Origin of the sequence: Rhizobium sp. NLR16a, assembly GCF_017948245.1 — a bacterium.
Lineage (GTDB): Bacteria > Pseudomonadota > Alphaproteobacteria > Rhizobiales > Rhizobiaceae > Rhizobium.
The window spans coordinates 248,322-274,064 of sequence record NZ_CP072865.1 but is presented as its reverse complement, the minus strand read 5'-3'; the positions used below and the strand labels follow the sequence as shown (position 1 = coordinate 274,064).

Below are 25,743 nucleotides of genomic sequence, written 5' to 3'. Positions count from 1 at the left end.
ATCGGCCGCATTTTTCGGCATTATGCTGCCGGCAGCAAAAGGAGGAGAACCGATGAGCTTTATCGATGACGACCGGCCGCAGAAGAAAACCGCCCACGAGATCGGCGCCGATCTCTCCATGCTTTCGGTGGATGAGCTGAAGGCGCGAGTGGAATTGCTGAAAACCGAGATCGCCCGGCTCGAAGCCGAAGCCGCCCGCAAGGCGTCCGGGCGACAGGCCGCCGAAAGCTTCTTCCGTTCGTGAACCGCTAAAAGCCTCCAAAAACAAGGCCATAGGCAGGAAAAATGAGCCAACCTCAAGTCTTCATTCGGCACAATGTTAATAAATTATTAAGCTTTATAACGTATTACTGTACTCATCCAGGCTTTCTCTGGATCTCAGACAGTTTTCCAAGCGGTGAATTGGTCTGATTTTTCTCCCTGTTTTACCTTGAGAGCCGCTTTTGCGGCTCTTCTTTTTGCTGCGGCCGGCGCATTTCCATGAAACTGTGGAGATTAACCCTTTCTTAAGAAACGGCTTGCGCATTTGCGCTAATGATACCATCTTAAAGTCATAAAGACCGGACGCGGAAACTTTTCCGTTAAGCCCGGCGTTACCTGACCATAAGTAGCTGCGTGCAACAGGGACTATTGCGATGTCGGAAGTTGGATTGAACACGATCAGTTTTGCGGGCCGCGCGGCTGCATCCTCACAGTTCAAGGCACTCTATGCCGAAGGCATGTCACTGGTCGAAGAGACCGCCGCCTATCTCGATGGCCAAGGCCGCGCAGCCTCCAAGGTTCTGCCGCGCATGGCATCCGTCCTCTACGCCGCGGAATCGATGCGGCTGACCACCCGCCTGATGCAGATGGCCTCGTGGCTGCTGCTGCAGCGCGCCGTCAACAATGGTGAGATGTCGCGTGACCAGGTGCTGGCCGAGAAGAACAAGGTCCGCCTCGACGGCTTCAACGTCGACCGCGCGGCACCCGGCTGGGGCGACCTGCCGGAATCCTTCCGCGACCTCGTCGAGCGCTCCTTGCGCCTGCAGAACCGCATCGCGCTGCTGGATCGCGAAATCTATCGTCCGGCTGAAGCCGTGATCGTTCATGACAATCAGAACAGCGTCCAGGCGCAGCTTTCCCTGCTGCAGACCGCCTTCGGCAACAACTGACCAAACCTGCTAAATTCATTTGGGCCGGCTGCGCAGTGCGCGGCCGGTTTTTTGTTGCCGCTGCGCACCGTTCTGCAAACGCAAAAAAGCCCGGCAGAACCGGGCTCCTTGCGAAACGTCGTCAAGCAGAAGCGATTAGAGACCGAGGCCGCCGAAACGCTTATTGAACTTGGAAACGCGGCCACCGCGGTCCATGAGCTGCTGGTTGCCGCCCGTCCAGGCCGGATGCGACTTGGAATCGATTTCGAGGTTCATGACAGCGCCTTCCGAACCCCAGGTCGAGCGGGTTTCGTATTCGGTGCCATCGGTCATGACTACCTTGATCGTGTGATAGTCGGGATGGATGCCTGCCTTCATAACAATCTTCCTGCGATACCGGAGTTCAATTTGCCGCATGCAGTTGCGGCCACCGAACCGATTGAATAAATGAAGCCGCAGTCGTGATGGCTACGGCTTCCCATTAGGATGCGGTGCCTATACATGAAGGACGCCGGGATAACAAGAGCCAACAGGCCGCATTGCGTGGTCCTGCGGGCGAATGGAGACGATTTGGCAGATCAGGCACAGGCTGAGGAAAACAAGAGACGGTCGCTGCGGCCGCTCGGCAGGCTGACGCCTTATGTCATGCGCTATCGCGGGCTGGTGGCTGGCGCGCTGATTTCGTTGGCGCTTGCCGCCATGACCTCGCTGGCCCTGCCGCTCGCCGTGCGCCGCATGATCGATCATGGCTTCAACCAGTCTGACGGCAGCTTCATCAACAGCTACTTCGCCATGCTGATGGTCATGGCCATCGTGCTCGCGGTCGCCAGCGCGCTGCGCTATTATTTCGTTATCACCATCGGCGAACGCATCGTCGCCGATCTTCGCCGCGACGTCTTTAGCCATGTGACGCGGCTGTCTCCCTCCTTCTTTGACGTCAACCAGTCCGGCGAGATCGTCTCGCGTCTGACCGCCGATACGACGCAGATCAAGTCCGCCGTCGGCGCCACCGCCTCGGTGGCGCTCAGGAACCTCATTCTCTGTCTCGGCGCCATGGGCATGATGGTCGTCACCTCGCCGAAACTTTCGAGCCTCGTCATCGGAGCGATCCCGCTGATCGTCTTCCCACTCGTCGCCTTTGGCCGCTCGGTGCGCAGGCGATCTCGCGCCGCTCAGGATACGCTTGCCGAAGCGTCCGCCTTCGCCAATGAGACGATCGCCGCGACCCGTACGGTACAGGCCTTCAACGGCGAGGATGCCGCGGCGACGCGATACGCCGGCGCCGTCGAATCCGCCTACGAAGCCGCCCGCGCCGCCATCCGCTCACGCGCACTCTTGACGGGCATCGCCATCACCCTAATCTTCGGCAGCGTCGTCGCCGTACTCTGGGTCGGCGCCCACAGCGTGCTGGCCGGCACGCTGTCTGCCGGCACGCTCGGCCAGTTCCTGCTCTACGCCGTGATCTCCGCGGGATCGCTCGGCGCGCTGTCGGAGGTCTGGGGCGAACTCTCGCAGGCGGCCGGCGCCGCCGACCGGTTGACCGAACTTCTTGACGAGGTGTCGCCGATATCAGCCCCCACCAACCCCGAGGCCCTCCCTTCGCCGAGCCGCGGCCGCGTCGAGTTTTCCGACGTGCATTTCGCCTATCCCTCGCGCCCCGGAAAATCGGCCCTGCATGGCTTGAGCTTCGCCGTTGCTCCAGGCGAAACCGTCGCCATCGTCGGCCCCTCCGGCGCCGGCAAAAGCACAGTCTTTTCGTTGCTGCTGCGCTTCTACGATCCGCAGCAGGGCAGCGTGACGATTGACGGTGTCGATGCCCGGCTGACGACGCCCGACGAGTTGCGCCAGCGCATCGCCATCGTGCCGCAGGACGTCACGATCTTCGCCGCATCGATCCATGACAACATCGCCTTCGGCCGCCCTGGTGCATCGCGTGAGGAAGTCCGCGCTGCAGCGCTTGCCTCCCAGGCCGACGAATTCATCGCCCGACTGGAGAACGGCTATGAGACGGAGGTCGGCGAACGTGGCGTCACCCTCTCCGGCGGCCAGCGACAGCGCATCGCCATTGCCCGCGCCATTCTGAAGAACGCGCCCGTGCTGCTGCTCGACGAGGCGACCTCCGCGCTTGACGCCGAAAGCGAGACCCTGGTGCAGAAGGCGCTCGACGGCTTAATGGATGGCCGCACGACGCTCGTCATCGCCCATCGCCTGGCAACCGTGCTGAAGGCCGACCGCATCCTCGTCATGGATCAGGGGCGCGTCGTCGAGGAAGGCACGCATCAAACTCTGATCCGCCACGGGGGCATCTATGCCCGCCTCGCCCGGCTGCAATTCGACGCCGCCAAGGAGGATGTGCTCGCGGCCAAATAGCCGGCAGGCGCCCTTGGCCGCACGCTACTAAAGTCGGACTTCGCTGCGCCTTCCCGCGGTTGTCTTTCCCGCCCCCTGCCCTACCCTCTTCATGCCCTGGGTGGGGATTGCTGTTGAATTCATGGGAGGAGATAGGAATGGCGCTTTCCAACATCACGCGACGCACGGGCCTCGCGCTCGCTCTTGGCCTCACTGCAATGCTGGCGCTTGGCAGGCCTGCCGTTGCCACGGATTTTCCCGATCGCGCGATCACCATGGTCGTGCCTTTCGCCGCCGGCGGCTCAACCGATGTCGTCGCGCGCATCGTCGCGCAGAAGATGTCGGAGGATCTCGGCCAGCAGGTGATCGTCCAGAACGTCGCAGGCGCCGGCGGTAACCTCGGCGCCGGCAACGTCGCCCGCGCTGAGCCCGACGGCTACACCATTCTGATGGGCACGGTCGCGACCCACGCCCTCAACCCGCTGATCCTCAAATCGACCCCCTACGATCCCGAGAAGGATTTCGCGCCGGTCTCGCTGCTCGTCGTCGTGCCGAACGTGCTGGTCGTCAATCCGGAATTGCCGGCAAAGACGGTGCAGGAGCTGATCGCGCTCTTGAAGGCCGAGCCCGATAAATACAGTTACGCCTCGTCGGGCAACGGCACGCCGCTGCATCTTTCCGGCGAACTTTTCAAGTCGATGGCCGGCGTCAGCATGCAGCACATCCCGTACAAGGGCGCGGGGCCTGCATTGAACGACGTCATCGGCAACCAGGTGCCGATCATGTTCGATAACCTGCCCTCATCGTCCAGCCATATCAAGGCAGGCACGCTGCGGGCGCTGGCGGTGACGACGGCCGAGCGCGCACCCTCCTTCCCCGACGTGCCGACGATCGCCGAGTCAGGCATTCCAGGCTATGAGACCTATACTTGGAACGCGCTCTTCGCTCCGGCAAAAACGCCGAGCGAGGCGGTCACGCGCCTCAACGCCTCGGCCAGAAAGGCGCTCACTGACCCCGCCGTTGCCGAACGGATGAAGGAGTTCAGCGCCACCATCGTCGGCTCGACACCGGAAGAACTCGCCGTCCATGTAAAATCCGAGCTCGCCAAATGGGGGCCGGTCGTCAAGGGCGCGAACATTCAGATGGAGTGATGCGAAGACGTTCGTCTGTCTCCCGTGCCTGCGTCCGATGGAAACGACCGCACTACGATTCTCATTAAGGTAGTGGAAAAGCTCGCCATTTTGATCTAGCCTCCTCGACGCTGATCGTGCAATTCAGCGTTTCGGGAGACATCCATGTACAAATTCGAAGTCTACAAGGATAAATCAGGCGAATTCCGTTTCCGCTTCAAGGCATCGAACGGGGAAACAATGTTCAGTTCCGAGGGCTACAAGGCGAAAGCGTCCGCCCTGAACGCCATCGAATCCATCAAGAAGAATACCTCCGGCGCCGAGATCGTCGACCAGACGAAGGCCGAAGCCTGAGCGGCATGGCCGGGCGGCATCGATGCCGCCCTGCTTTTTTTGCGCCCTCGAGCGGCGCGGGTGTCTTTGAGACCGGCGCGCCTGCTGGTGATTTCCGGCGCTGTTTTTCAAATATTTCTTCAGAGCCATGTCGAAACGACCGGCGATCGCGCCTCATTGTCTTGGAACGGCTGAGCCGCTCCACCAGGCTAGACCGGCTTTCGTCGGCGGCCTGGATCAAAGCCAACAACGAGATCAGGAGTTTTCCATGCAATATGCCCTCATCATTCGCGAAGCGCCGGAGGATTTCGCCCGCCGTAGCGATCCAGCCTATCGCGATGGCTGGGTCGCCTACACGCAGGCGCTTGTCCAGGCGGGGAATCATGACCGGCGGCGCCGGGCTGACAGCGCCCGAGACCGGCACGGTCATACGCCGCAAAGGCGAGGATCACGATGTCCAGGACGGTCCCTATCCGGAAGGCAAGGAACAACTGGGCGGCTTCTATCTGATCGAGGTTCCCGATTTGGACGCCGCGCTCGAATGGGCGACGCGCATTCCGATTTCCGACAAGGGTTCCGTCGAAGTGCGCCCTCGCCTGCAGATGTGAGGAAGGATGTCACCCGATGCAGGACGCGCCGCCGAGCAGGTGGCGCGACAGTCCTATGGCAAGCTGATCGCCTTTCTTGCGGCCCGTTCGCGCGACGTGCCGGCGGCAGAGGACTCATTGTCGGAAGCACTGGCGTCAGCCCTGCGGGTCTGGCCGGAGCGCGGCGTTCCTGCCAATCCGGAAGCCTGGCTGCTGGTGGCCGCCCGCCGCAACCTGATGCAGGCGGCCCGCCACCGCGCCGTCGAGGCCAACGCACAAACGACGATATCGGTCGCCCTGGAGGAAGCCGAAGAACGGATGAACGAAGCCGGCAATTCCGTCTTTCCCGATGAACGGCTGAAGCTGCTCTTCGCCTGCGCCCATCCCGCCATCGACAGCTCGGTGCATACGGCGCTGATGCTGCAGACGGTTCTCGGCATCGAAGCGAGGACCATCGCGCGGGCCTTCGTCGTGTCACCGGAAGCTATGAGCCAGCGGCTGGTGCGGGCCAAGGTGAAGATCCGCGAGGCCGGCATTCCCTTCACCATACCGCCTCGGCCCGCGCTGCCTGGTCGGCTTGCCGCCGTGCTTTCGGCGATCTACGCCGCCTACGGCCTCGGATGGGACGGTCTCGATGGCGAGGAAGCGCACCATTCGCTTGCCGGCGAAGCGATCTGGCTCGGCCGGGCGCTTCTGACGGTGCTGCCGGATGAGCCGGAAGCGATCGGCCTCGTCTCGCTGATGCTTTACTGCGAAGCCCGCCGCAGCGCCCGTCGTGACCGCGCCGGTCGCTATGTGCCGCTGGACGAGCAGGACCCGGCCAGCTGGGACGCCACCATGATCGCGGAGGCAGACGCGCTGCTGCGCAACGCAGGAGGCCTCAACCGTTTCGGCCCCTATCAGTGTCAGGCGGCGATTCAATCGGTACATACGGCGCGCCGCCTCTCGGGGACGACCGACTGGCAGGCACTGACGACGCTCTATGCCGCGTTGCTGACGATGAAGCCGACGCTCGGCGCGCGCGTCGCCCAAGCGGCGGTGATTGGCCGGGCTTTAAGCCCCGCCGAGGGCCTGACCCTGCTCGACAAGGTTGATCCCCGCGTGATTGCAGCCTATCAGCCCTACTGGGCTGTACGTGCTTTTCTTCTGGCGCGAGCCGGCAACGATGCTGCCGCGGCCGACGCCTACATGACGGCGCTCGGCCTCAGCGACAGCCCCTCGGTCCGCGCCTTTCTTGCCGACCGGCTCGCCGAAGCGCGGCGGACAACATGAAGCTGATCATTTCTCGGTCAGCTTCAGCTCGATGCGGCGGTTGGTGGCGCGCGCATCCGGCGTATCGCCCGGCGCGATCGGTTGGAACTCACCGAAGCCGGCGGCGACGAGTCGGTCGGCAGGGACGCCCTGGCCAATCAGGAACTTGACGACCGAAATGGCGCGCTCTGAGGAGAGTTCCCAGTTGTCGCGATAGCGGCCGGTCCCGGCAAGCGGCACATTATCGGTATGGCCGTCGACACGCAGCACCCAGTTGATCTCCGGGGGAATTTCCTTGGCGAGATCAAGGAGAGCGGCGGCGAGCTTCGCCATTTCCGTCTGCCCGTCCGGATTGAGATCCGCGCCGCCCGAGGGAAACAGCACTTCCGACTGGAAGACGAACCGGTCGCCGACGATGCGGATATTCTCGCGATCCGATAGGATCTCGCGCAACCGGCCGAAGAAGTCGGAACGGTAACGGTTCAGTTCCTGCACGCGCGCCGCCAGCGCCACGTTGAGGCGACTGCCGAGATCGGCGATCTTGGTCTGCGAGACCCGGTCCTTCTCCTCGGATGCCTGCAGTGCCGCTTCGACCGCGGCGATTTGGCTGCGAAGTGCGGCAATCTGCTGATTCAAGAGTTCGACCTGGCTCAGCGCCCGTTCGCTCACCTGCTTCTGCTCGTCGAGCTCCTGCGTCATTGCGCCGATCCGCTTCTGAGCCGCATCCTGGCCGCCCGAGCCGGCGTTCAGCAACGCCTGAAGCCGCGACCGGTCGCTTTCAGCAGTCGCGAGCGAGGCTTGTAGGTTGGCGACTGAATCCTGGAGATCCTGATTGCTGCCCTTTTCGAGCGCCAGAAGCTGCGTCAACTCGTTGATCTGGCTATTGAGACGATTGAGCACCTCGTCGCGCCCAGTGATTTCGCGGCTGAGGATGAACTGCCCGACGACGAAGACCGTCAGCAGGAACATGATCGAAATGAGCAGCGTCGACAACGCATCGACGAAGCCCGGCCAGTAATCCACCGTGCGTTCGCGGCGGCGGTTGCGGGCAAGTGCCATGGCTTATTTGCCCTCGCTCTTTTCTGCATGGCTCGTGCGCTCGCGCAGGCGCTCGGCCCGCTCGCCGCCCCGCTCCTGCAGGCCGATGCGCTCGGCCAACCGATCGAGCGTGCGGCGCATGGCTTTCGCCTCGTCCTGCTGTGCCTCGATCCAGTCACGCAGCATCTGCTGCTCGTTGCGCATATTCTTGACCAGACCCTGAATGCCTTCGGCAAGGCTTGCCATGGCGGCGACAGAGCGCTGGCTTCCGACACCGCCTTCTTCGGAGACCTTGCGCAGATACTCGGAGAGTGCGCGCATGTCGTCCGAGGAAGACCCGGCAACGGCATCGAGCGCCGGCGCAAGATCGGAGCCGACATCGGTGACCGAGGAGAGCCAGTTTTCCAGTTCCGTGTAGAAGCGATTCTGCGCGCGACCGGCCTGTAGGTCGAGGAAGCCGAGAATGAGCGAACCGGAAAGGCCGAGCAGCGACGACGAGAAGGCCTGCCCCATGCCTGAAAGCGGCGTCGACAGCCCCTCCTTCAGTGCAGAGAGCACGTCCGCCGTGCCGTTCGAACCGGGATCGAGTGACTGGATAACGGTGCTGATCGAGCCGATCGTGCCAATGAGACCCCAGAACGTGCCGAGCAGGCCAAGGAAGACCAGGAGGCCGATCAGGTAGCGCGAAACGTCACGCGATTCGTCGAGGCGGGTGGCGATCGAATCGAGAATCGAACGCAGCGCGGTCGTCGACAGCGCCACCGACGCCTTGCGGCTGCCGATCAGCGCCCGCATCGGCGCAAGCAGCCGTGGGTTACGGTTGACCTTATCCGCGCTGCCGGCAGCGCGGAAGGAATTGAACCAGCGCACTTCGGGGCGAAGCGCCAGCACGTGATTGAAAACAAGGACGATTCCGACTGCGAGAACGCCGAGGATCAGGCCGTTGAGGCCCGGATTGTGCATGAAGGCGGTCTGCGTCTGCCGAAAGAGGATCGCGGCAATGAACCCGACAATGACGAGAAAAAGCAGCATCGTCCAGAGGAAGGGCATGGGGCTCGAGAGCCTGTAGGTATAACCGCCGGCCGTCTTTTCGGTGGAGCCGATCTCCGCCACATTCACATTTTCCATAGGTTCAGCAGCCTCCGAACTCATTGCTGGCGGAGACTAGAGCAACATTGTGCCGAATTGAAGTATCCCGGGGCGAAAACCGTGACTTTACAACAGCCGGTTTTTCATGCGCTCACTTGGCGGGAATCGGCCGCTTGATGACCTCGATCAACGCCTTATGGATGTGTTCGTTGCCGGCGACGATCGCACCGCCCTCCAGAATGGCCGCTCCGCCATCCCAATCGGTGGCGAAGCCGCCGGCTTCACGGATGAGCAGGATACCGGCCGCCATGTCCCAGGGTGCAAGCTCCGCCTCCCAGAAGCCGTCGAAACGTCCGGCGGCGACATGGGCGAGATCGAGGGTCGGCGCGCCCAGGCGGCGGATGCCGGCCACTTCGCCCATCACGTGGCGCAGTTCGACCAGGAACTTGCCGTGATTGCGCTTGCCGAGCGCGGGCACACCGCAGCCGATGACGCAATCCGACAGCACGCGGCGCGCAGCGACGCGCAGGCGCCGGTCGTTGAGGAAGGCGCCGCCGCCGCGCTCGGCGGTATAGAGCTCGTCGGTCGCAGGATTGAAGACGACGGCGGCCACGATCTCGCCGTTGCGTTCGAGTGCGATCGAGACGGCGAAGGCCGGGATGCCGTGGAGGAAGTTCGTCGTGCCGTCGAGCGGATCGACGATCCAGCGATGTGCTCCGTCGGTGCCCTTGATCTCTTCGGTTTCCTCGCCGAGAAAGCCATAGGTCGGCCGCGCCTTTAGCAGCTCTTCCCTGACGATCTTCTCGGCCTTGCGGTCGGCAGCGGAAACGAAATCGCCCGGTCCCTTCACCGAAACCTGCAGGTTCTGCACTTCGCCGAAATCACGCCCCAGCGATTTTCCTGCCTTGAGGGCAGCCTGAACCATGACATTGAGAAGAGCTGAACGGGCCATCGGCGCATTTCCTTGGGACTGATACGGGACGCGCGCTGCCAGGGGCGGGAAATGTCCCTGAACATGCATGACAGGCAGCGCTGCAAAGATTGGCGGCCTCAAGACCACAAAATCGCGGAAATTTCAAGGGGAGGCACACATGGCTGCCCGCAGGCCTGAAAAGCGCCGCCTTATTTTCCATCGGAACCCGGAACCGGCCTTAGAACTTCTGCTGCGTTATCAGGACTTCGCGGGCGATCTGATCGAGCGGCAGAATGCGGTCGACCCCGCCTTTGGCAATCGCCTCCTTCGGCATGCCGAAGACAACGGAGCTCGCCTCGTCCTGCGCCACCGTGTAGGCGCCGGCTTCATGCATCTCCAACATGCCGCGCGCACCGTCGTCGCCCATGCCCGTCATAATGATCCCCATGGCGTTCGAGCCGGCCGAGCGCGCCGCCGAACGGAAGAGCACGTCGACGGAAGGCCGGTGGCGGGAAACCAACGGCCCGCTCTTCACACTGACATGATAGCGCGCACCCTGGCGTTCGAGCAGCATGTGCCTGTCACCAGGCGCGATCAGCACATGGCCGCGCAGCACCGGATCGCCGTCGGCGGCCTCCTTGACCTCGACCTCGCAGAGCCCGTTCAGACGTTTGGCGAAGGCGGCAGTGAATTTCTCCGGCATATGCTGGACGATCACCATGCCGGGCGCATTGGCCGGCAGTTCCTCCAGGAATTCGCGCAGCGCCTCGGTGCCGCCGGTGGAGGCACCCACGCAGACAACCATCTCCGTCGTCTTCGCCATCGCCCGCCCCGTCGGCGGCGGCAGCATGGCATCCGCCGTCAGCTTCTTGGCCGGCCCCTCGGCGGAAGCGGAACGAATGGTTCCCGCGGCGCGGCGCACGGTCGAAAGCCGCGCCTGCGAAGCGCTCTTGACAACTTCGCGAATCCGCATGGCGTCATCGGCAAGGCTGTCGGCGGCGCCGATCTTCGATTTCAGGATGACGTCGACGGCGCCCGCCTCCAAAGCCTGAATCAACGTTTCCGAACCCGCCTCCGTCAGCGACGAGCACATCACGACCGGGATCGGCCGCTGTGCCATCAGCTTGCGCAGGAAGGTGATGCCGTCCATGCGCGGCATCTCCACGTCGAGCGTGATGACATCGGGGATCTCGTCCAGCAGCCTGCGCGCCGCGACGAAGGGATCAGACGCCACCGCCATGATCTCGATGTCGGGATCCTGCTCAAGCACATGGGCCAGCGTCTGTCGGACGCTGGCGGAATCGTCGATAATGAGAACGCGGATTTTCTTGCGCATAACCGCCTCTAGATACGCTGAAACACCGTGTTCGAAACCTGTTTCAGCGGCAGGTCGAAACCGGTGATCGACTCGGAGTGGCCGATGAACATGTAGCCGCCCTTCGCCAGGCAATTGCAGAGGCGGTTGAGCACGCCCGCCTGCGTCTGCTTGTCGAAGTAGATCAGCACGTTGCGGCAGAAGATGATGTTCATCAAGTCGCCGACCGGATATTTGTCGTCCATCAGGTTCATCCGTGCAAACCCCACCCTGCTGCGCAGTTTAGGGCTTATGCGCACCTCCTTGCGGCCCGGCTGCTTGGCGACCAGCACATATTTGCGCTGCAGGTCGCGCGGCACGGGTGCGATCAGGTCTTCCGGATAGATGCCCCGGCGCGCCGTCTGCAGCACGTCGGTGGAAAGATCGGTGGCAAGCACGCTATAGGAAACGTCATTGCGGCCTTCCGCGAATTCAGCCAGCACCATCGCCATCGTATAGGGTTCGGCCCCCGTCGAACAGGCCGAGCTCCAGGTACGAATGGTGCGCACCCCGCTATTGGCGATCGCCGGCAGCGCCACGGTCTGCAGGTAATCGAAATGCTTGGCTTCCCGGAAGAAGTCGGTCTTGTTGGTCGTCACCACGTCGATCAGGTAGACGGTTTCCTGGGCAAGCCCATCATGATTGAACAGGAAGTCGCAATAATCGTCGAAGGTCGAATGATTGGTCGCACGAAGGCGGCGTCTCAGCCGCCCTTCGAGCATCGTCAGCTTGGTCGGCGGCATCTTGATGCCGCTATAGTCGTAGATGAACCGGGCAAGCTTTTCGAAATTCCGCTTGCTGATCCGGTCCCCCGGCAATTGGGTTTCCACCGCTGCTGCCATACTCATGGAACGCATTACTCCGGGTTGACGCGCGATCATGCCGCCGATTGCAGTGCAGAAGCATCCTCGCGCGACAAGAGACGTGCGAGATCGATGATGACGACAAAGCCTTTTTCACGGCGAACGACGCCGGCGATATAGTCCGAGCGCCAGCGCACACCGATGTCAGGCGCCGCCTCGATCTGGTCACGCCGGAACGGTGTAACTTCGAAGACGCGGTCGGCGACGAGGCCGAGCGTTAGCAGCCGGCTTTCCATCGGCACGTCGAGCACGAGCACCCGCGTATGTGGCGTCGGCACCGTCTTCGTCATGCCGAGCTTCAATCGAAGATCGATGGTCGGCACGCCCTGCCCACGCACGTCGCGCAGGCCGAGCAGATAGTCGGGACCATTCGGAATCTTGAACGCTTCCGCATAGTCGAGGATTTCCCGCACGACCTCGACCGGCACGGCAAAAATTTCCTCACCGAGGCTGAAGGTCACGAATTGCGCTTCCAGAGATGTCGTTGCCATGATCATGCACTTTCCTTGAATTCGGCGTCGCCATCATCGGGACCGCCCATGGAGAGATCGAGTGCGAAACCTTTCACCCGCGCCTGCTGGCCGGCGACACTGCCGGCCGCCGGTTTCTTGATCGCCGGTTTGCGGGCGGCGCTGGGAGCCGGGCTGCGGGCCGTCATCTTGACGGCCGGCGCGCGTGACAGGCGGTTGCCTGCCGTATCGACCCTGAAGAAGGCAATCGAGGTCTGCAGTTCTTCCGCCTGGGAGGCAAGTTCTTCCGAGGTCGCCGACATCTGTTCGGAGGCGCCGGCATTCTGCTGAGTCACCTTGTCGAGCTGTTGGATCGCCTCGTTGATCTGGGCCGCACCGACATCCTGCTCGCGGCAGGCCGCGCTGATTTCGGCAACGAGTTCCGCCGTCTTGCGGATGTCGGGCACCAGGCGGCCGAGCATGTCGCCGGCTTCTTGGGCGGCCTTGACCGTATCGCCCGACATGGCGCTGATTTCGGCCGCGGCCGACTGGCTGCGTTCGGCAAGCTTGCGCACTTCCGACGCGACCACTGCAAAGCCCTTGCCGTGTTCGCCGGCACGCGCCGCCTCCACAGCGGCATTGAGAGCGAGAAGATCCGTCTGACGAGCGATTTCCTGAACGATGCTGATCTTCTCGGCAATAGTCCGCATCGCCTGCACGGCACGCGTCACCGCATCACCGCTCGCTTCCGCGTCCTTGGCCGACTGCCGCGCGATCTTCTCCGTTTGGGCGGCATTGTCGGCGTTCTGCTTGATATTGGCGGCCATCTCCTCCATCGAGGCCGACGCCTCTTCGGCCGAAGCCGCCTGTTCGCTCGCGCCCTGCGACACCTGTTCGGAACTTGCCGAAAGCTGCTGGCTGCCGGACGAGACGTTCTCGGCTGCCGAGATCGCGTCGGCGACGACGCCGCGCAGCCGCTCGACCATCTGTTCGAGCGCAATGCCGAGCGTATCCTTCTCTGAAAGGGGCTTCGGGGATACCATGAGGTCGCCGTTCGAAATCTGGTTGGCGATCGTCGCGGTGTTGCGCAGATTTGCCGTCATCCTGCTCATCGAATCGACGAGATCGCGGATTTCGTCATTGCTCTTATGCTCTATCTTCTGCTCGAGATCCCCGATGCTGACCGCGTCGGCGAGGTTGACGGCGCGCTTGAGGCCGCGGGAGATGTTAAGCAGGATCCAGATCGCGGCCGCCGACGAGACAAAGATCAAACCCACCGTCATCATGACAAGCAGATTACGGGATTGGGCATACTGCTCGTTGGTGGCCGCATCCGTTTCCGCGAGATTGGCTGTCACGGTGTCGTTCAGCTTGGTGAGAATACCGAGCAGCTGGGCCGTCGCCTGCTGCCCTTCGCCCATTGAGATGACGCCGGCTTGAGCATTTGATTCCGTCGTATTCTCGGTGGCGAGACCGGCGATGCGATCCTGCAACGTGGTCCATTTACTATAGAGATCACCGAACTTGGCCATCTCCTTCTTGATCTCCGCATCGTTCGAGGCGGCGAGACGGCCCTGCAGTGTCTTGATGACTTCGTGCTGTTGCGCAATTTCCTCGACATAGCCTGTAATCTTGACCGGATCCGTATTGATGATCGCGTCCTTTTCGGCGCGGATAGAGCGCATGACGGCATCGGAAAGATCGCCCGAATCGCGCAGGTTGGCGACCGGACCGGCGACCATGATCGATATCTCACTGTTCAACGCCGAAAGAGTATAGATCGCAAGACCCGCCATGCCGCACGTGAGTAGAACGATAAAACCGAATACCAAGCTTAGTTTGAGTTTGATTGTGAAGCGCATTTCAAGCCCTCGTTAGTACCGCAGCGGGTATTCCGCGAAATCGCACATAGTGCCGTCGTGAAAACGCTTCATGCGTTGCCGGCAGAGCCGGCATGACCAAGTGCGTCCATGCACCGGTTCGATGCTGGGGCCGCTGTCGCCGCGGCCCCAGTCCTGTGTCCGAAGAGCACTACGCGCTCTCGCGGAATTCTTCGTCCGCAATATCTGGTCCGCCCATCGACATGTCGAGAGCAAACCCCTTCGCACGAGCCTGTTGGGCGGCCACGCTGCCGGCAGCCGGTTTCTTGGCCGCAGGCTTGCGCGCAGCGGTGGGAGCTGCACCCCGAACCGTCATCTTGACGGCCGGCGTGCGGGACTGGCGGTTGCCTGCCGTATCGACCTTGAAGAAGGCGATCGACGTCTGCAGTTCTTCCGCCTGCGCGGCGAGCTCCTCTGAAGTTGCAGACATCTGTTCGGAGGCGCCGGCGTTCTGCTGCGTGACCTTGTCGAGCTGCTGGATCGCCTCGTTGATCTGGGCCGCACCGATATCCTGTTCACGGCAGGCAGCACTGATCTCGGAAACGAGTTCCGCCGTCTTGCGGATGTCGGGCACCAGGCGGCCCAGCATTTCGCCGGCCTCCTGAGCGGCTGTCACGGTATCGCTCGACATGGCGCTGATTTCGGCGGCGGCCGACTGGCTGCGTTCGGCAAGCTTGCGCACCTCCGAGGCCACCACCGCAAAACCCTTGCCGTGTTCGCCGGCGCGTGCTGCTTCCACCGCCGCATTAAGGGCAAGCAGATCGGTCTGACGGGCGATTTCCTGCACGATGCCGATCTTCTGGGCGATCGTGCGCATGGCGTCGACGGCGCGCGTCACCGCCTCGCCGCTGGCTTCCGCATCCTTTGCAGACTGCCGGGCGATCTTTTCCGTCTGCGCGGCATTGTCGGCATTCTGCTTGATGTTCGAGGCCATCTCTTCCATCGAGGCCGACGCCTCTTCGGCCGACGCGGCCTGCTCGGTGGCGCCTTGCGACACCTGTTCGGAACTTGCCGAAAGCTCCTGGCTGCCGGCCGAAACATTTTCGGCGGCCGAAATCGCGTCTGCGACCACGCCGCGCAACCGCTCAACCATCTGCTCCAGCGCAAGGCCCAGTGCATCCTTGTCGGAGAGCGGCTTCGGAGACACAGTGAGATCGCCATTGGCGATCTGGTTGGCAATCCCCGCCGTGGTCCTCAGATTGGCGATCATGCTCTGCATCGCAATCCCGAGCGCGTCCTTGTCCGAGAGAGGCTTGGCATCGGTGGTCAGATCGCCCATGGCGATCTGGTCGGCAAGGGCGGCGGTCGATCGCAGATTGGCGGTCATGGTGTTGACCGTATCGATGAGGTCCTTGATCTCGTCATTGGTCCTGACGTCGACTTTCTGATTGAGATCGCCGATTGCCACGGCGTTTGCGACGCTCGTGATCTTTCTCAGACCATTGTTGATGCCGAGCGTGATCCACAATGCGGCGCCGAGGGCCACAAGCACGGCGATTCCGGATGCTGTGGTGAGGATGAGCTTGGTCGAATTGTAAAGATCGCTGTTCGACTGATCGGTCGCTTGCATGCCTTTGCGCTGGATCTCCGTGAGGGCGGCAATCGCATCGCCCATGTCCCCGGTCATCGCCCGGAGATCGCCAAGTGAAAGCGCGAGCGCGGATGCCTTATCACCCCTGGCATCGAGTTGCTGCAGCTCGGCGGACTTCTCGCGGAATTTCCCGCCAACGCTCCGCAGCTTCTCCCAATGCGGCTTGCCTTCCGGAGAGGCGATGGCCAAGCCGGCGTCGACAGCGTCGAACATGGCCTGCAGGTTCTGGTCGGCCTCTTTGTAGAAGCCGGCGGCCGTGTCCGGATCGGTGGAAAGCAGCGCGTTCTTCTGAGCCCGAATGGCGTTGACTTCGGCGATGTTGGCGTTCAGCGCCAGTTCCAGCCGGCGCATCGGGCCGTCGATCATGTTGCCGCTCGCCTCGTTCAATGTGCCGAGGCTAAAGCTTCCATAAACTGCAATGCCGATCAGCAGCAGCGTCATGATCCCGAAAGCGAGACCCAATTTCAGTTTGATAGTGAAACGCATGTGATACCCCGTTTTATGCGCCAAAACGATTGGATAGAGAGACGTTCCGGTCTGGGAACGCCGAACTTCAGAGTGATGTGTCTGAAAGAGGGAAAGCGACTGCATTCACTTCCCGGCAGCCGGACATCGATCGGTCGCAGCGCCAACGCCTACACGCGTTGGGGATATTTCCACCTCGGGCCACGGGAGTGGCCCGAGATATCCGATGAGGGCGAAGGCGCTCAGGTGCCTCGCCGGGAACGCTATGCGCGTCCCCAGGAACGCCTACGCGCTTTCCCGAAAATCATCGTCACTGGCGTCCGGACCGCCCATCGACATATCGAGAGCAAAGCCTTTGAGACGCTGCTGCTGAGCCGAAACCGTCTGACCGCGGCCCTGGCTTTGGGCCTGCTGTGCAGGCTTGCGGGCCGGGGCCTTGGCCACCTTGGTTGGGCCTTTCGACGGCATCTTCTGGGCGCCGGGCCGCGTGCTGCCCGTCGTATCGACCTTGAAGAAGGCGATCGACGTCTGCAATTCTTCCGCCTGAGCGGCGAGTTCCTCGGACGTTGCCGACATCTGCTCCGAGGCGCCGGCATTCTGCTGCGTCACCTTGTCGAGCTGCTGGATCGCCTCATTGATCTGAGAGGCGCCGATATCCTGCTCGCGGCAGGCGGCGCTGATCTCGGAAACGAGTTCCGCCGTCTTGCGGATGTCGGGCACCAGGCGGCCGAGCATCTCACCGGCATCGGCGGCGGCCTTGACGGTATCGCTCGACATCGAGCTGATTTCGGCTGCTGCCGACTGGCTACGCTCGGCAAGTTTGCGCACTTCCGAGGCCACGACCGCAAAACCCTTGCCGTGTTCGCCGGCGCGTGCCGCTTCGACGGCGGCATTGAGGGCCAGGAGATCGGTCTGACGGGCGATTTCCTGCACGATGCCGATCTTCTCGGCAATCGTGCGCATGGCGTCGACAGCACGGGTTACCGCTTCGCCGCTGGCTTCCGCATCCTTGGCGGATTGACGGGCGATCTTCTCCGTCTGGGCGGCATTGTCGGCGTTCTGCTTGATATTGGCGGCCATCTCTTCCATTGAGGCGGACGCCTCTTCGGCAGAAGCCGCCTGTTCGCTCGCGCCCTGCGACACCTGTTCGGAACTTGCCGAAAGCTGCTGGCTGCCGGACGAGACGTTCTCGGCGGCCGAGATCGCGTCGGCGACGACGCCCCGCAGGCGTTCGATCATGACGTTGACATTACCCAGAAGCTCGCCGATTTCGTCATGGCTCGTAATATCGGCCATTTTCGTCAGGTCGCCTTCAGACACTTCGCGAACCACGGTGTTGGCGCGGCTGAGGCCCTTGCTGATCGTGCTGGCGATCCAGAAGGCGGTTATCGCGGCAATCAGTAGTGCCACGGCAGCGACGGCGACCATCGTCGTGCGTGTCGTCTCATACTGCGCGTCGGCACCGGCGTCGGCGGCCTTCATGCGCTGCTTCTCAAGCGCCAGAATTTCGGCGAGCGTCGAGTCGATCCCGTTGGCGGCAGCGCGCGCGGTCGTGATCGAGACGGTGTTTGCACCTTCCACGTTGCCGGTCTTCACGGAGTCACGGATCTGGTCGTCAGCTGCGTTGAAGGACTTCGAAAACTCGGCAATACGAGCCCAACGCGCCTTGCCTTCCTCCGTGGCAAGCGCCAACGCTTGATTGAAGGCATCACTGAAGTCCTTGCGGGCCTGATTGCCCTTGTCGATCGCCGCGGCCGCTTCATCGGCGCCACGGGCATTAAGCAGGTTCTTCTGCTGGCGGATCGCTTCGAGCTGCGCGATGTTGATCTGCTGCGCAAGATCGAGGCGGGCTGCCGGGCCGGCGAGGAGATTGCCAATCGTATCATTCAGCGACCCGAGGCTGAAGATACCGTAAGCGGCGGTGCCCAAGAGCATGAGGATGATGAAGGTGAACGCGGTCACCAGCTTCGTCTTGATTGTCAGTCGCATCGGTTTAACCCCAAGTTGAATCCATCTGCGTCAATTGCCGGCTCCCGCCGCATCATGCCTGGATGAAAAAATCGCCTGCAGATTCGGGAGAATGATGAACTCTCCGCCCCTCTTCACCAGGCAGTTGATGTAGTCGGCGCGCCAGCGCATCCCGACGCTCGGCGGCGCCTCGCTCGCGTTTTTTGCGAGCGTCGTCACCTCGTTCACTTTATCGGTTCTGAGGCCGACGAGCGTCGGCTCGCCCTGGAGATCGATCTCGATGACGATGAAACGGCTATCGATCGTTGCCTCCTCCGCCTCCATCCCGAAGGCGAGACGCAGGTCGGCGAGCGGTATGACCTTGCCGCGGAAGTTGATGACGCTGGCGACGAAGGGCTGACTGCCCGGCACCGCGGTCTCCGGAAGCAGGTCCAGGATTTCCTGGACGATGACCGCTTCCAGCGCGAAGGTCTCGCCGTTGAGATCGAATGTCAGGACCTCGACTTCCTCGGCATAGCTCCAATGATTGTCGAAACGTTCGGCTGCTGCTGTTGCACTCATCCTGCTACCCGCAATTGCGCCTCCTGTTGCTGACCCGCGGCAACCAGGTGCCCGACGTCGAGAATGAGTGCGACGCTGCCGTCGCCGAGAATGGTGGCGCCCGAAAAGGTCGCCACGTCATTGTGCAGTTTCGACATCGACTTGATGACCGTCTGGTGGTCGCCGATGATCTGGTCGACGACGAGGCCGACGCGCTCGGTTCCGGTCGAGATGACCACGACCTTCTGGTGCACATCGGGTTTCGTGCCGGTGCGGAAAAGATCGCGTAGGCGTAGGAACGGCACCAGGCTGTCGCGCAACGAGATGAAGCTACGGCCGCGCGAGCGCAGATCCTCCTCGAGCGACAGTTCGAGGCATTCCTCGACGGCCGAAAGCGGGATGACGTAACGGCCCGAGCCGACACGCACCAGCAGGCCGTCGATAATGGCAAGCGTCAGCGGAATGCGCAGCGACACTTCCGAACCCTGTCCGGGCACACTGACGATATCGATTGCGCCGCGAAGCTCTTCAACCGTCTTCTTGACCACGTCCATGCCGACGCCGCGGCCGGACAGATTGGTGATCGCGGTGGCCGTCGAAAAGCCGGGAGCAAAGATCAGTTGCAAGAGCTCGGGGTCCGAAAGCGGTTGGCCCGGATGGATGAGGCCGGAGGATTCCGCCTTGGCGCGGACCCGTTCACGGTTGATTCCGCGGCCGTCGTCCTTGATCGAGATGATCACCTCGCCACCGGCCTGACGGGCCGAAAGCGTGATCGTGCCGGCCTTGGCCTTGCCGGCCGCAAGGCGGTCGGCGGGTACTTCGAGGCCGTGATCGATCGAGTTGCGCACCAGGTGCACCAGCGGATCGGCCAGCCGCTCGATCACCGTTTTGTCGACCTCGGTGCTCTCGCCCTCCATCACCAGCTCGATCACCTTGCCGGTCTCGCGGGCAAGATCGTGCACAAGGCGGCGGAAGCGGGAGAAGAGGGTCGCAACGGGCACCATGCGCAGCACCATCATCGTGTCGCGCAATTCGCCGGACAGACGTTCGATTTCTTCCGAGACGGAGCGCAATGCGATATCGGTGCTGGCGCTGGCGAGCTGGCTGAGGCGCGATTGCGCGATCACGAGCTCACCGACACGGTCCATCAGTTCGTCCAAGCGCTCTGCCGGGACGCGCACGTTCTCGGCAGCCTTCGCCTGGCTGACGGCAGCGGGCGCCTCACGCCTGACGGGAACCGCTTCGACGGGACGGAATTCCGGCACACCAGCCGCCGGGACAGGTGGTGGCGATACTGAGGCGGCAGCGGCAGGCGCCGGCCTTGCTACAGCCGGAGCGGCCGTTGCCGCTGCTGCACTGCCGATCTCCTCGACGCTGAGTTCCATGTCGTCGAGCACGAAGATGAAGACATCGTCGATCGCCGAACGGTCCTGTTCGCTCATCAGCGTCACATCCCAGGAAATGTAGAGTTCCGTCGAAGTGAGCTCGTCGAGAGGCGGAATGGCCGACGTGTCGGCGCGTACGGTACATTCGCCGAGATCGCGCAGTTCGTCCAGCAGACCGAGCGGATTGGTGCCGTTGGCCATCGCATTGGCCGGCAGGCTGAATCGGATGCGCCAGCTGTTCTTCGTCTTGTTCGCCGACGCTCCTTGCACGGGCGCTGCGACGGCGGCTGTCGCTGTGGCGGGTGCCGCAGCCTTGGCGCCGACCGCGGACTGCAGTTGTGCCAGAAGCTTATGCCCGGTATCGCCGTAATCGGCGTCGGGCTGGTCGACGAGGGCACGCATATGGTCCTGGGCGGCGAGAACGGCGGCGACAAGCTCGCTGGTCGCCGCGACCTCGCCTTTTCGGACGCGGTCGAAAGCGGTTTCACAATGGTGGGTGAAGGCCGCCAGCGCCTCGAAACCGAACATCGCGCCCGATCCCTTGAGCGTATGAAGCCCGCGGAATACCGCATCGACGAGATCCTTATTGTCGAGTTGGTGAGTGAGGTCGAGAAGACCGGCCTCGATCGCTTCGAGGCATTCGGCAGCCTCCATGCGGAATACGGCGACGGGGTCGAGCGTACTCATCTGCCGAGGACCTTCTTCACGATCTTCACGAGACTTTCCGGGTCGAACGGCTTGGTCAGCCAGCCGGTCGCGCCGGCGGCCTTGGCACGTGCCTTGAGATCGGCGTCAGATTCCGTCGTTAGAAAGATAATCGGAACACCGGCCTGCGCCGGCAGCTTGCGCAGTTCTTCGATCATCGTCAGCCCGTCCATAACAGGCATGTTGAGATCGGTTACGATCAGATCGAAGCTGCTGGCCTTGGCCGCCATAAGACCTTCAGCCCCGTTCACCGCTTCGGTGACGCTGTAACCGGCATTGGTCAGGGTGACCTTTGTTGTCAGACGGATGCTAGCGGAATCGTCTACCGTCAGAATGTTGGCACTCATAATGTCACCTCTTTATGCAACCAGAACTTTAAGTCTTCTTGATCGAAGGATTCGATGAAACCGGCACGCTCAAGTACGTTCAGCACTGAGCCGCTGGCGGGAGAAAAAAGCCTGAACGTCTTTCCGTCAGACTTTGCTTGGCGACGCGCGGCCTCGATAAGCTGTATGAAACTGAGGTCAGCTTCAGCATCAGCGATAACGCTAACGACAATGTCGTCTTTACTGTTAAACTCGTCACTAAGCTTCGAATGTAGCTCGGCCACATGGCGGATGCTTAGCACGCCCGGTAAATTTATAGATTCACAATATTGGCTCTGAGTATCCAATGCAGCCTCCTGGGCCCGAGAAATACTTGTGACCCTAAGAGGACTCTCACGACAGCGTTAATGCAGCGTAAACAGGGGTTGTATAAAACCGACGTACAACGCGGTCCGCGACTCCCAATTCTTATCCAGGATAAGTTGTACCGCTCTCTCAATGTTTAGAGATAAATTAAGTAAAAACAGAACCTTAAATGATCTCTTTCGGCATGCGGTGCACCGGCCGCCTCGTCTCACACCTTTCATTAATCACAACGCAGGCGAGTCTGGGGCGTTTACCGGACATTTCCATCCTGCCCGTAGAAATAGAGTCAAATGGCCTGCGTTTTAAGAAAAGGTAATAAATGTGGCACACGCTCTGGTAACATCCAACGCTGCAGCCTACACATCGGGGCGGGAGATCAGTCAGATCCTGGAATCCGCCCGCAGCCAAGTCGAGGAGCGATTTCTCGAGGGCGGAGCGGTGCTGCTGTCGGTGATGGATGTCCTCAACCGTCTGCTGAACTCGCTCGAAAGTGTCGCCAAGGTACTCGATGACAAGGAGGCGAGCGATACCGGCGCCGATCTCCGCGCCACCGTGGAAATCCTGACTGCATTGCCGGTCACCGAAGAAAATCGCCAGCAGGCGCTCATCTCGCTGGCGCACACCGGCAGGGATCTGCGCAAACACGTCGCCGACATGCAGGAGACGATGCGCTATCTCAGAACCTTTGCCGTGACTGTCAAGATCACTGGCGCCGGCCTCGCCGAATTCGCCGGCTTTGCTCAGGAGATTCTGGAGCGAATCTATTCGGGCACCGATGAGGTCAATCGTTTCGCCGCCCATCTCGACAGCCTTGAGAAAGAGGTCAAGTTCGCCGCCTCCTTCGGAGCCAACGTTTCCAGGAGTTACGCCGATACCGTTCCGGCCGTCGCCGGAGCCCTGCGCGACGATGCCGCCAAGATCGCCGAACACCGCAAAAACCTCGGTGTCCTCGCCCGCGAGGTCGGCGCGATCGCACGCGGCGTCCAGAGCAAGGTCAGCTCGACTCTATCGGCCCTGCAGATCGGCGACATCACCCGTCAGCGCATCGAACATGTACAGGCAACCTTTTCGATGCTTGAAGATTTCCTCGCGGGCGAAGATGGCGCCAGGCTCGACGCCGGTGCGCGCCAGCGTCTTCAGAATGTCGTTCACCATCTGACCGCGGCGCAGATCAACGACATGTGGATCAATTTCCAGCGGGATTCGGAAAACGTCGTCAAGACGATTGCGAGTTTCGACCACGACATGCGGGAAATCCTCAAACTGCGCGATCAAATGGGCACCGAAAGCGGCGAAGCCGGCGGCAATTTCATGCGCGCGCTGGAATCCAGCGTTTCCGCCGCCCACGAGATCGTCAAACAGGTTGACACGGCAAGCCGGCAGGCTGACCAGGTAAGCCATTCGACGATCGGCACGGCCGCCAAGCTTTCCGAAGCCATCGTCAACATCCGCGTTGTCAGGACCGACATCCATTACATGGCTCTGAACACCAATCTGCGCTGCAGCCGGCTTGGCGAGGAAGGCAAGTCGATCAATGTCGTCACCGCCGAGCTGCGCATCTTCGCCGGCAAGCTCGATGAATCCGCCGACGCCATCGTCAACGGCCTGCCGGCGCTCGAAGCCGCTGCCGGGCGCGTGGCTCCCGCCACGGACGCTGCGGCCGGCGGACTGGACGAGAGCCTGACCTCGGCTGTCGGCAACATCCGTTCCGCGGCCAATGTCATGGAAAACGAGCTGAAGGTGCTCGCCGAAAACGGCCGCGAGGTTGCCGCCAAGATCGGCCTGCTGATCGGCAAGCTCGACTTCCAGCACGAACTCGGCGATGTCCTTGCCCGCTGCGCCGATGTGCTCAAAGGCGTCGCCGGCATCGATGTCGCCGATATTTCTGATCTCGCGGAGGCCATCGCACCGCTCGACCGCAAGATCTTCAAGCTCTACACGATGGTCCAGGAGCGAAACATTCATCGCGACATCATCCCGGCAAGCAATGAAAACATTACAGCGCCCGCCGAGACCGCCAAAACCGAAAATGACGTGGATCTTTTCGCCGACGCGCTTTTCTAGCGCATGTCTCGCAAAACTGTGCAGCGGTTTGCGATAAAGACATGCGGAAAACCAAAGACCGAGAGCATGATAAGCGAATCTGAAGGATCACGACATGCTTTAGAGAATGAAACACGCGGCGGCTATCGCCGCCGGAATTTGTTGGCGGCATCGATCGCCGCCTTCTGTTGATCGTCCTCGATCCCGAGATAAAAATCTTCCAGCGCCGGATCGGCAAGCCCGGCACGGCGCGACAGCACATACCACTTCGCCGCCTCGATCGGATTCGGCGGCGTGCCGATGGCGTTGATGTAGAGATGCGCAAGCTTGTTCTGGGCAACGACATTGCCGCCATTGGCGGCAAGTTTCAGCCATTCGAAACCCTTGACGTAATCCCTGGGACCACCGACGCCGTTGACGAGCCAGATGCCGAGATCGAGCTCGGCTGTGTCGAAGCCGGCGCGCGCGGCGCGCGCCATCCACTCGCGGGCGAGCTGCTTCTTTTCCTCCGGCAGATCCTTCAGCGTCGCATAGATCTGCGCCACGGCATATTGCGAATCCGCAATGCCCTGCTCGGCCGATTTCTCGTAAAACGGTAGCGCGAGCTTCAGCCCCTTTTCGCCGGGATTGTCGGCGACAACAATCTGCGCCCAGTTGAATTCGGCCGAAGGATTGCCGGCTTCGGCCGCCTTGCGCATATAGTCGTCGGCTTTGACCTTGTCGCGCGGCACACCTTGGCCTTCCATCAGCATGAGCGCATATTTGAACATCGCCGCAGGATCGCCGCCTTCGGCCGCCTTGCCGTACCAGAAGGCAGCGCCTTTCACGTCCTTCTTGACGCCGAGGCCTTGCGAGAGGATTTCGCCGATCAGCGTCTGCGCCGCCGGATCGCCGAGCTGCGCGCGCGGCAGCGCCTTGTCCATCGCCGCCAGATAATAGCCGCGCTGATAGGCGCCGTACGCCTCGTCGATCGGACCTTTGTAATCTTTCTCGGGCGGGAGGTCGGGCAGCTTCGCGCCCATGCGATCAAAAACGCCGACACCGTCCGAGGGCTTCACATCCCCGTTGGTGTGCCGGTCGGTACGAAAGCTTGACGCCGGCGCAGCGCCGGGCTGGCTGATGACGCTGTCCGGTGCCTGCGCCACGGCGATATCAGACCCGCCCGCAGTGAGGGCGACTATGCTGGCAAGCAGATATTTCAAAGGGCGGGCGGGCAGGATCGGCATGAGCGGGATTTCAATCCTCAAACCGTGGCGCTTTTTCGTCAAGCAGAGCATTGATCTCGGCAACGATGGATGGCGCTCGGCCGGGCTCCCCGAACACCGCCAGCCGCAGCGCCACGAACTCTGCTCCGGTCTCGGCAACGGCAAGAGCCGACACGGGATCGGTGCCGCCCATGACGATGCAGGGGATTTCGATCATTGAGGCCCACCATTCGCCGAGCGCGAGGTTCTTGGGATGCGCCTCCGGCTTGATATCCCCATCAAGCTTGCCGAAGAAGATATAATCCGGCCTGACTTCGCCGATCTCCAGCGCATTGTGCCGGTCGCTGGCATTGCCGCCGCCGACGATCAGCTTCGGAGCGTGTTTGTCGATCGCCTCCGACAGTGCCTGCGCGTTGCTGGTTATATGCAGGCCATCGGCCTTCGCCCGTCCCGCCACGCGGCTGTCGCCTGCAATTAGCGCGGCGGCCCCCGCATCCTGAATCACCGGCACCAGCTTTTCGGCATGTTTCTGGAAGGCGCCGTCGTCGAGCCCGTATTGCGGCACGATGACGGAGGCGACATCGCCGCCCTTCAGCGCATCGGTGACGATCCTTGCCTGTTCATCGGCGTCGGCAATATCAGGGACGATGAGCACCAGGCGGCAGCGGTTTTCGGGTTCGGTCATGAGGTCTTTCCGTTTCCTGCGAATTCCCTTCTCGAAAAGACGGATCCGCACTCGTTTTGTGTGAGTAGTTCCGTTAGAGGAGGCTTGCAAGAGGAGGA

General features: G+C 61.9%; 23 protein-coding genes and 1 pseudogene. 8 read left to right on the top strand and 16 right to left on the bottom strand.

Going from position 1 to position 25,743, the window contains the following annotated elements:
* Positions 1 to 52 precede the first annotated feature (52 nt).
* Positions 53 to 244: a DUF1192 domain-containing protein gene (locus J7U39_RS01230; protein WP_003582172.1), complete on the top strand. Its 192-nt coding sequence runs from the start codon at positions 53 to 55 to the stop codon at positions 242 to 244.
* 391 nt (positions 245 to 635) lie between these two features.
* A complete protein-coding gene (locus tag J7U39_RS01225) occupies positions 636 to 1,151 on the top strand; it encodes a DUF1465 family protein (protein ID WP_004679442.1) in 516 nt (171 codons plus the stop codon).
* 135 nt (positions 1,152 to 1,286) lie between these two features.
* Here the strand turns inward: J7U39_RS01225 and rpmE are convergent, their stop codons facing one another.
* Positions 1,287 to 1,508, bottom strand: coding sequence for a 50S ribosomal protein L31 (rpmE, locus tag J7U39_RS01220; protein ID WP_009990270.1), 222 nt, complete (start codon positions 1,506 to 1,508; stop codon positions 1,287 to 1,289).
* 192 nt (positions 1,509 to 1,700) lie between these two features.
* Between rpmE and J7U39_RS01215 the strand changes: the two genes are divergently transcribed.
* The 5 genes and pseudogenes from J7U39_RS01215 (at position 1,701) to J7U39_RS01195 (ending at position 6,801) form a co-directional block, all read left to right on the top strand.
* Complete coding sequence (locus J7U39_RS01215; RefSeq protein ID WP_210629905.1) at positions 1,701 to 3,500, top strand: ABC transporter transmembrane domain-containing protein; 1,800 nt, start codon at positions 1,701 to 1,703, stop codon at positions 3,498 to 3,500.
* Between the two features lie 137 nt (positions 3,501 to 3,637).
* Positions 3,638 to 4,630, top strand: coding sequence for a tripartite tricarboxylate transporter substrate binding protein (locus tag J7U39_RS01210; protein ID WP_210629904.1), 993 nt, complete (start codon positions 3,638 to 3,640; stop codon positions 4,628 to 4,630).
* A gap of 144 nt (positions 4,631 to 4,774) precedes the next feature.
* Entirely contained in the window at positions 4,775 to 4,963 is a 189-nt protein-coding gene (locus tag J7U39_RS01205) for a YegP family protein (RefSeq protein WP_064694384.1), read from the top strand.
* A gap of 247 nt (positions 4,964 to 5,210) precedes the next feature.
* Positions 5,211 to 5,550, top strand: a pseudogene (locus J7U39_RS01200) (YciI family protein).
* A gap of 6 nt (positions 5,551 to 5,556) precedes the next feature.
* Positions 5,557 to 6,801: a DUF6596 domain-containing protein gene (locus J7U39_RS01195; RefSeq protein ID WP_210629903.1), complete on the top strand. Its 1,245-nt coding sequence runs from the start codon at positions 5,557 to 5,559 to the stop codon at positions 6,799 to 6,801.
* 6 nt (positions 6,802 to 6,807) lie between these two features.
* Here J7U39_RS01195 and J7U39_RS01190 read toward each other — a convergent pair whose 3' ends face one another.
* The 13 genes from J7U39_RS01190 to J7U39_RS01130 form a co-directional block, all read right to left on the bottom strand.
* Complete coding sequence (locus tag J7U39_RS01190; protein WP_210629902.1) at positions 6,808 to 7,839, bottom strand: peptidoglycan -binding protein; 1,032 nt, start codon at positions 7,837 to 7,839, stop codon at positions 6,808 to 6,810.
* 3 nt (positions 7,840 to 7,842) lie between these two features.
* On the bottom strand, positions 7,843 to 8,946 hold the full coding sequence (locus J7U39_RS01185) for a MotA/TolQ/ExbB proton channel family protein (RefSeq protein ID WP_210629901.1): 1,104 nt from the start codon (positions 8,944 to 8,946) through the stop codon (positions 7,843 to 7,845).
* A 112-nt stretch (positions 8,947 to 9,058) separates the two neighbouring features.
* Positions 9,059 to 9,859 (bottom strand): inositol monophosphatase family protein, encoded by an 801-nt coding sequence (locus J7U39_RS01180; RefSeq protein ID WP_210629900.1) that lies wholly within the window; start codon positions 9,857 to 9,859, stop codon positions 9,059 to 9,061.
* A gap of 199 nt (positions 9,860 to 10,058) precedes the next feature.
* Positions 10,059 to 11,156, bottom strand: coding sequence for a chemotaxis response regulator protein-glutamate methylesterase (locus J7U39_RS01175; RefSeq protein ID WP_210629899.1), 1,098 nt, complete (start codon positions 11,154 to 11,156; stop codon positions 10,059 to 10,061).
* Between the two features lie 8 nt (positions 11,157 to 11,164).
* The gene (locus J7U39_RS01170; RefSeq protein WP_210629898.1) at positions 11,165 to 12,022 is read right to left on the bottom strand and encodes a CheR family methyltransferase; all 858 of its coding nucleotides are present in this window, start codon (positions 12,020 to 12,022) and stop codon (positions 11,165 to 11,167) included.
* A 29-nt stretch (positions 12,023 to 12,051) separates the two neighbouring features.
* Positions 12,052 to 12,534: a chemotaxis protein CheW gene (locus tag J7U39_RS01165; protein ID WP_210629897.1), complete on the bottom strand. Its 483-nt coding sequence runs from the start codon at positions 12,532 to 12,534 to the stop codon at positions 12,052 to 12,054.
* The gene (locus J7U39_RS01160) at positions 12,531 to 14,348 is read right to left on the bottom strand and encodes a methyl-accepting chemotaxis protein (RefSeq protein WP_210629896.1); all 1,818 of its coding nucleotides are present in this window, start codon (positions 14,346 to 14,348) and stop codon (positions 12,531 to 12,533) included. The genes J7U39_RS01165 and J7U39_RS01160 overlap by 4 nt, the downstream gene beginning before the upstream one ends.
* A 169-nt stretch (positions 14,349 to 14,517) precedes the next feature.
* Positions 14,518 to 16,443 (bottom strand): methyl-accepting chemotaxis protein, encoded by a 1,926-nt coding sequence (locus J7U39_RS01155; protein ID WP_210629895.1) that lies wholly within the window; start codon positions 16,441 to 16,443, stop codon positions 14,518 to 14,520.
* Positions 16,444 to 16,707: 264 nt separating this feature from the next.
* Positions 16,708 to 18,411: a methyl-accepting chemotaxis protein gene (locus J7U39_RS01150; protein ID WP_210629894.1), complete on the bottom strand. Its 1,704-nt coding sequence runs from the start codon at positions 18,409 to 18,411 to the stop codon at positions 16,708 to 16,710.
* A gap of 30 nt (positions 18,412 to 18,441) precedes the next feature.
* Positions 18,442 to 18,951 carry a chemotaxis protein CheW gene (locus J7U39_RS01145; RefSeq protein WP_210629893.1) on the bottom strand — a complete coding sequence of 170 codons (510 nt, stop codon included), beginning with the start codon at positions 18,949 to 18,951 and terminating at the stop codon, positions 18,442 to 18,444.
* Positions 18,948 to 21,002, bottom strand: coding sequence for a chemotaxis protein CheA (locus tag J7U39_RS01140; RefSeq protein ID WP_210629892.1), 2,055 nt, complete (start codon positions 21,000 to 21,002; stop codon positions 18,948 to 18,950). Before J7U39_RS01140 ends, J7U39_RS01145 begins: the two co-directional genes overlap by 4 nt.
* Positions 20,999 to 21,367, bottom strand: a complete 369-nt coding sequence (locus J7U39_RS01135) for a response regulator (protein ID WP_210629891.1) — start codon at positions 21,365 to 21,367, stop codon at positions 20,999 to 21,001. Before J7U39_RS01135 ends, J7U39_RS01140 begins: the two co-directional genes overlap by 4 nt.
* Positions 21,364 to 21,693: an STAS domain-containing protein gene (locus J7U39_RS01130; protein ID WP_210629890.1), complete on the bottom strand. Its 330-nt coding sequence runs from the start codon at positions 21,691 to 21,693 to the stop codon at positions 21,364 to 21,366. The genes J7U39_RS01135 and J7U39_RS01130 overlap by 4 nt, the downstream gene beginning before the upstream one ends.
* 340 nt (positions 21,694 to 22,033) lie before the next feature.
* Between J7U39_RS01130 and J7U39_RS01125 the strand changes: the two genes are divergently transcribed.
* Positions 22,034 to 23,776 carry a chemotaxis protein gene (locus tag J7U39_RS01125; RefSeq protein WP_210629889.1) on the top strand — a complete coding sequence of 581 codons (1,743 nt, stop codon included), beginning with the start codon at positions 22,034 to 22,036 and terminating at the stop codon, positions 23,774 to 23,776.
* Positions 23,777 to 23,898: 122 nt separating this feature from the next.
* On the opposite strand, the gene J7U39_RS01120 is transcribed toward J7U39_RS01125, so the two are convergent.
* Both J7U39_RS01120 and J7U39_RS01115 read right to left on the bottom strand, forming a co-directional pair.
* Positions 23,899 to 24,981: a tetratricopeptide repeat protein gene (locus J7U39_RS01120; protein WP_210629888.1), complete on the bottom strand. Its 1,083-nt coding sequence runs from the start codon at positions 24,979 to 24,981 to the stop codon at positions 23,899 to 23,901.
* Between the two features lie 10 nt (positions 24,982 to 24,991).
* Positions 24,992 to 25,645 (bottom strand): thiamine phosphate synthase, encoded by a 654-nt coding sequence (locus J7U39_RS01115; protein WP_210629887.1) that lies wholly within the window; start codon positions 25,643 to 25,645, stop codon positions 24,992 to 24,994.
* Between the last annotated feature and the right edge of the window lie 98 nt (positions 25,646 to 25,743).

Bases quoted from the DNA above. Each gene is read 5' to 3' on its own strand.
- J7U39_RS01230 (WP_003582172.1), top strand. From the start codon at position 53: ATGAGCTTTATCGATGACGACCGGCCGCAGAAGAAAACCGCCCACGAG.
- J7U39_RS01225 (WP_004679442.1), top strand. From the start codon at position 636: ATGTCGGAAGTTGGATTGAACACGATCAGTTTTGCGGGCCGCGCGGCT.
- rpmE (WP_009990270.1), bottom strand. From the start codon at position 1,508: ATGAAGGCAGGCATCCATCCCGACTATCACACGATCAAGGTAGTCATG.
- J7U39_RS01210 (WP_210629904.1), top strand. From the start codon at position 3,638: ATGGCGCTTTCCAACATCACGCGACGCACGGGCCTCGCGCTCGCTCTT.
- J7U39_RS01205 (WP_064694384.1), top strand. From the start codon at position 4,775: ATGTACAAATTCGAAGTCTACAAGGATAAATCAGGCGAATTCCGTTTC.
- J7U39_RS01195 (WP_210629903.1), top strand. From the start codon at position 5,557: ATGTCACCCGATGCAGGACGCGCCGCCGAGCAGGTGGCGCGACAGTCC.
- J7U39_RS01190 (WP_210629902.1), bottom strand. From the start codon at position 7,839: ATGGCACTTGCCCGCAACCGCCGCCGCGAACGCACGGTGGATTACTGG.
- J7U39_RS01185 (WP_210629901.1), bottom strand. From the start codon at position 8,946: ATGGAAAATGTGAATGTGGCGGAGATCGGCTCCACCGAAAAGACGGCC.
- J7U39_RS01180 (WP_210629900.1), bottom strand. From the start codon at position 9,859: ATGGCCCGTTCAGCTCTTCTCAATGTCATGGTTCAGGCTGCCCTCAAG.
- J7U39_RS01175 (WP_210629899.1), bottom strand. From the start codon at position 11,156: ATGCGCAAGAAAATCCGCGTTCTCATTATCGACGATTCCGCCAGCGTC.
- J7U39_RS01170 (WP_210629898.1), bottom strand. From the start codon at position 12,022: ATGAGTATGGCAGCAGCGGTGGAAACCCAATTGCCGGGGGACCGGATC.
- J7U39_RS01165 (WP_210629897.1), bottom strand. From the start codon at position 12,534: ATGATCATGGCAACGACATCTCTGGAAGCGCAATTCGTGACCTTCAGC.
- J7U39_RS01160 (WP_210629896.1), bottom strand. From the start codon at position 14,348: ATGCGCTTCACAATCAAACTCAAACTAAGCTTGGTATTCGGTTTTATC.
- J7U39_RS01155 (WP_210629895.1), bottom strand. From the start codon at position 16,443: ATGCGTTTCACTATCAAACTGAAATTGGGTCTCGCTTTCGGGATCATG.
- J7U39_RS01150 (WP_210629894.1), bottom strand. From the start codon at position 18,411: ATGCGACTGACAATCAAGACGAAGCTGGTGACCGCGTTCACCTTCATC.
- J7U39_RS01145 (WP_210629893.1), bottom strand. From the start codon at position 18,951: ATGAGTGCAACAGCAGCAGCCGAACGTTTCGACAATCATTGGAGCTAT.
- J7U39_RS01140 (WP_210629892.1), bottom strand. From the start codon at position 21,002: ATGAGTACGCTCGACCCCGTCGCCGTATTCCGCATGGAGGCTGCCGAA.
- J7U39_RS01135 (WP_210629891.1), bottom strand. From the start codon at position 21,367: ATGAGTGCCAACATTCTGACGGTAGACGATTCCGCTAGCATCCGTCTG.
- J7U39_RS01120 (WP_210629888.1), bottom strand. From the start codon at position 24,981: ATGCCGATCCTGCCCGCCCGCCCTTTGAAATATCTGCTTGCCAGCATA.
- J7U39_RS01115 (WP_210629887.1), bottom strand. From the start codon at position 25,645: ATGACCGAACCCGAAAACCGCTGCCGCCTGGTGCTCATCGTCCCTGAT.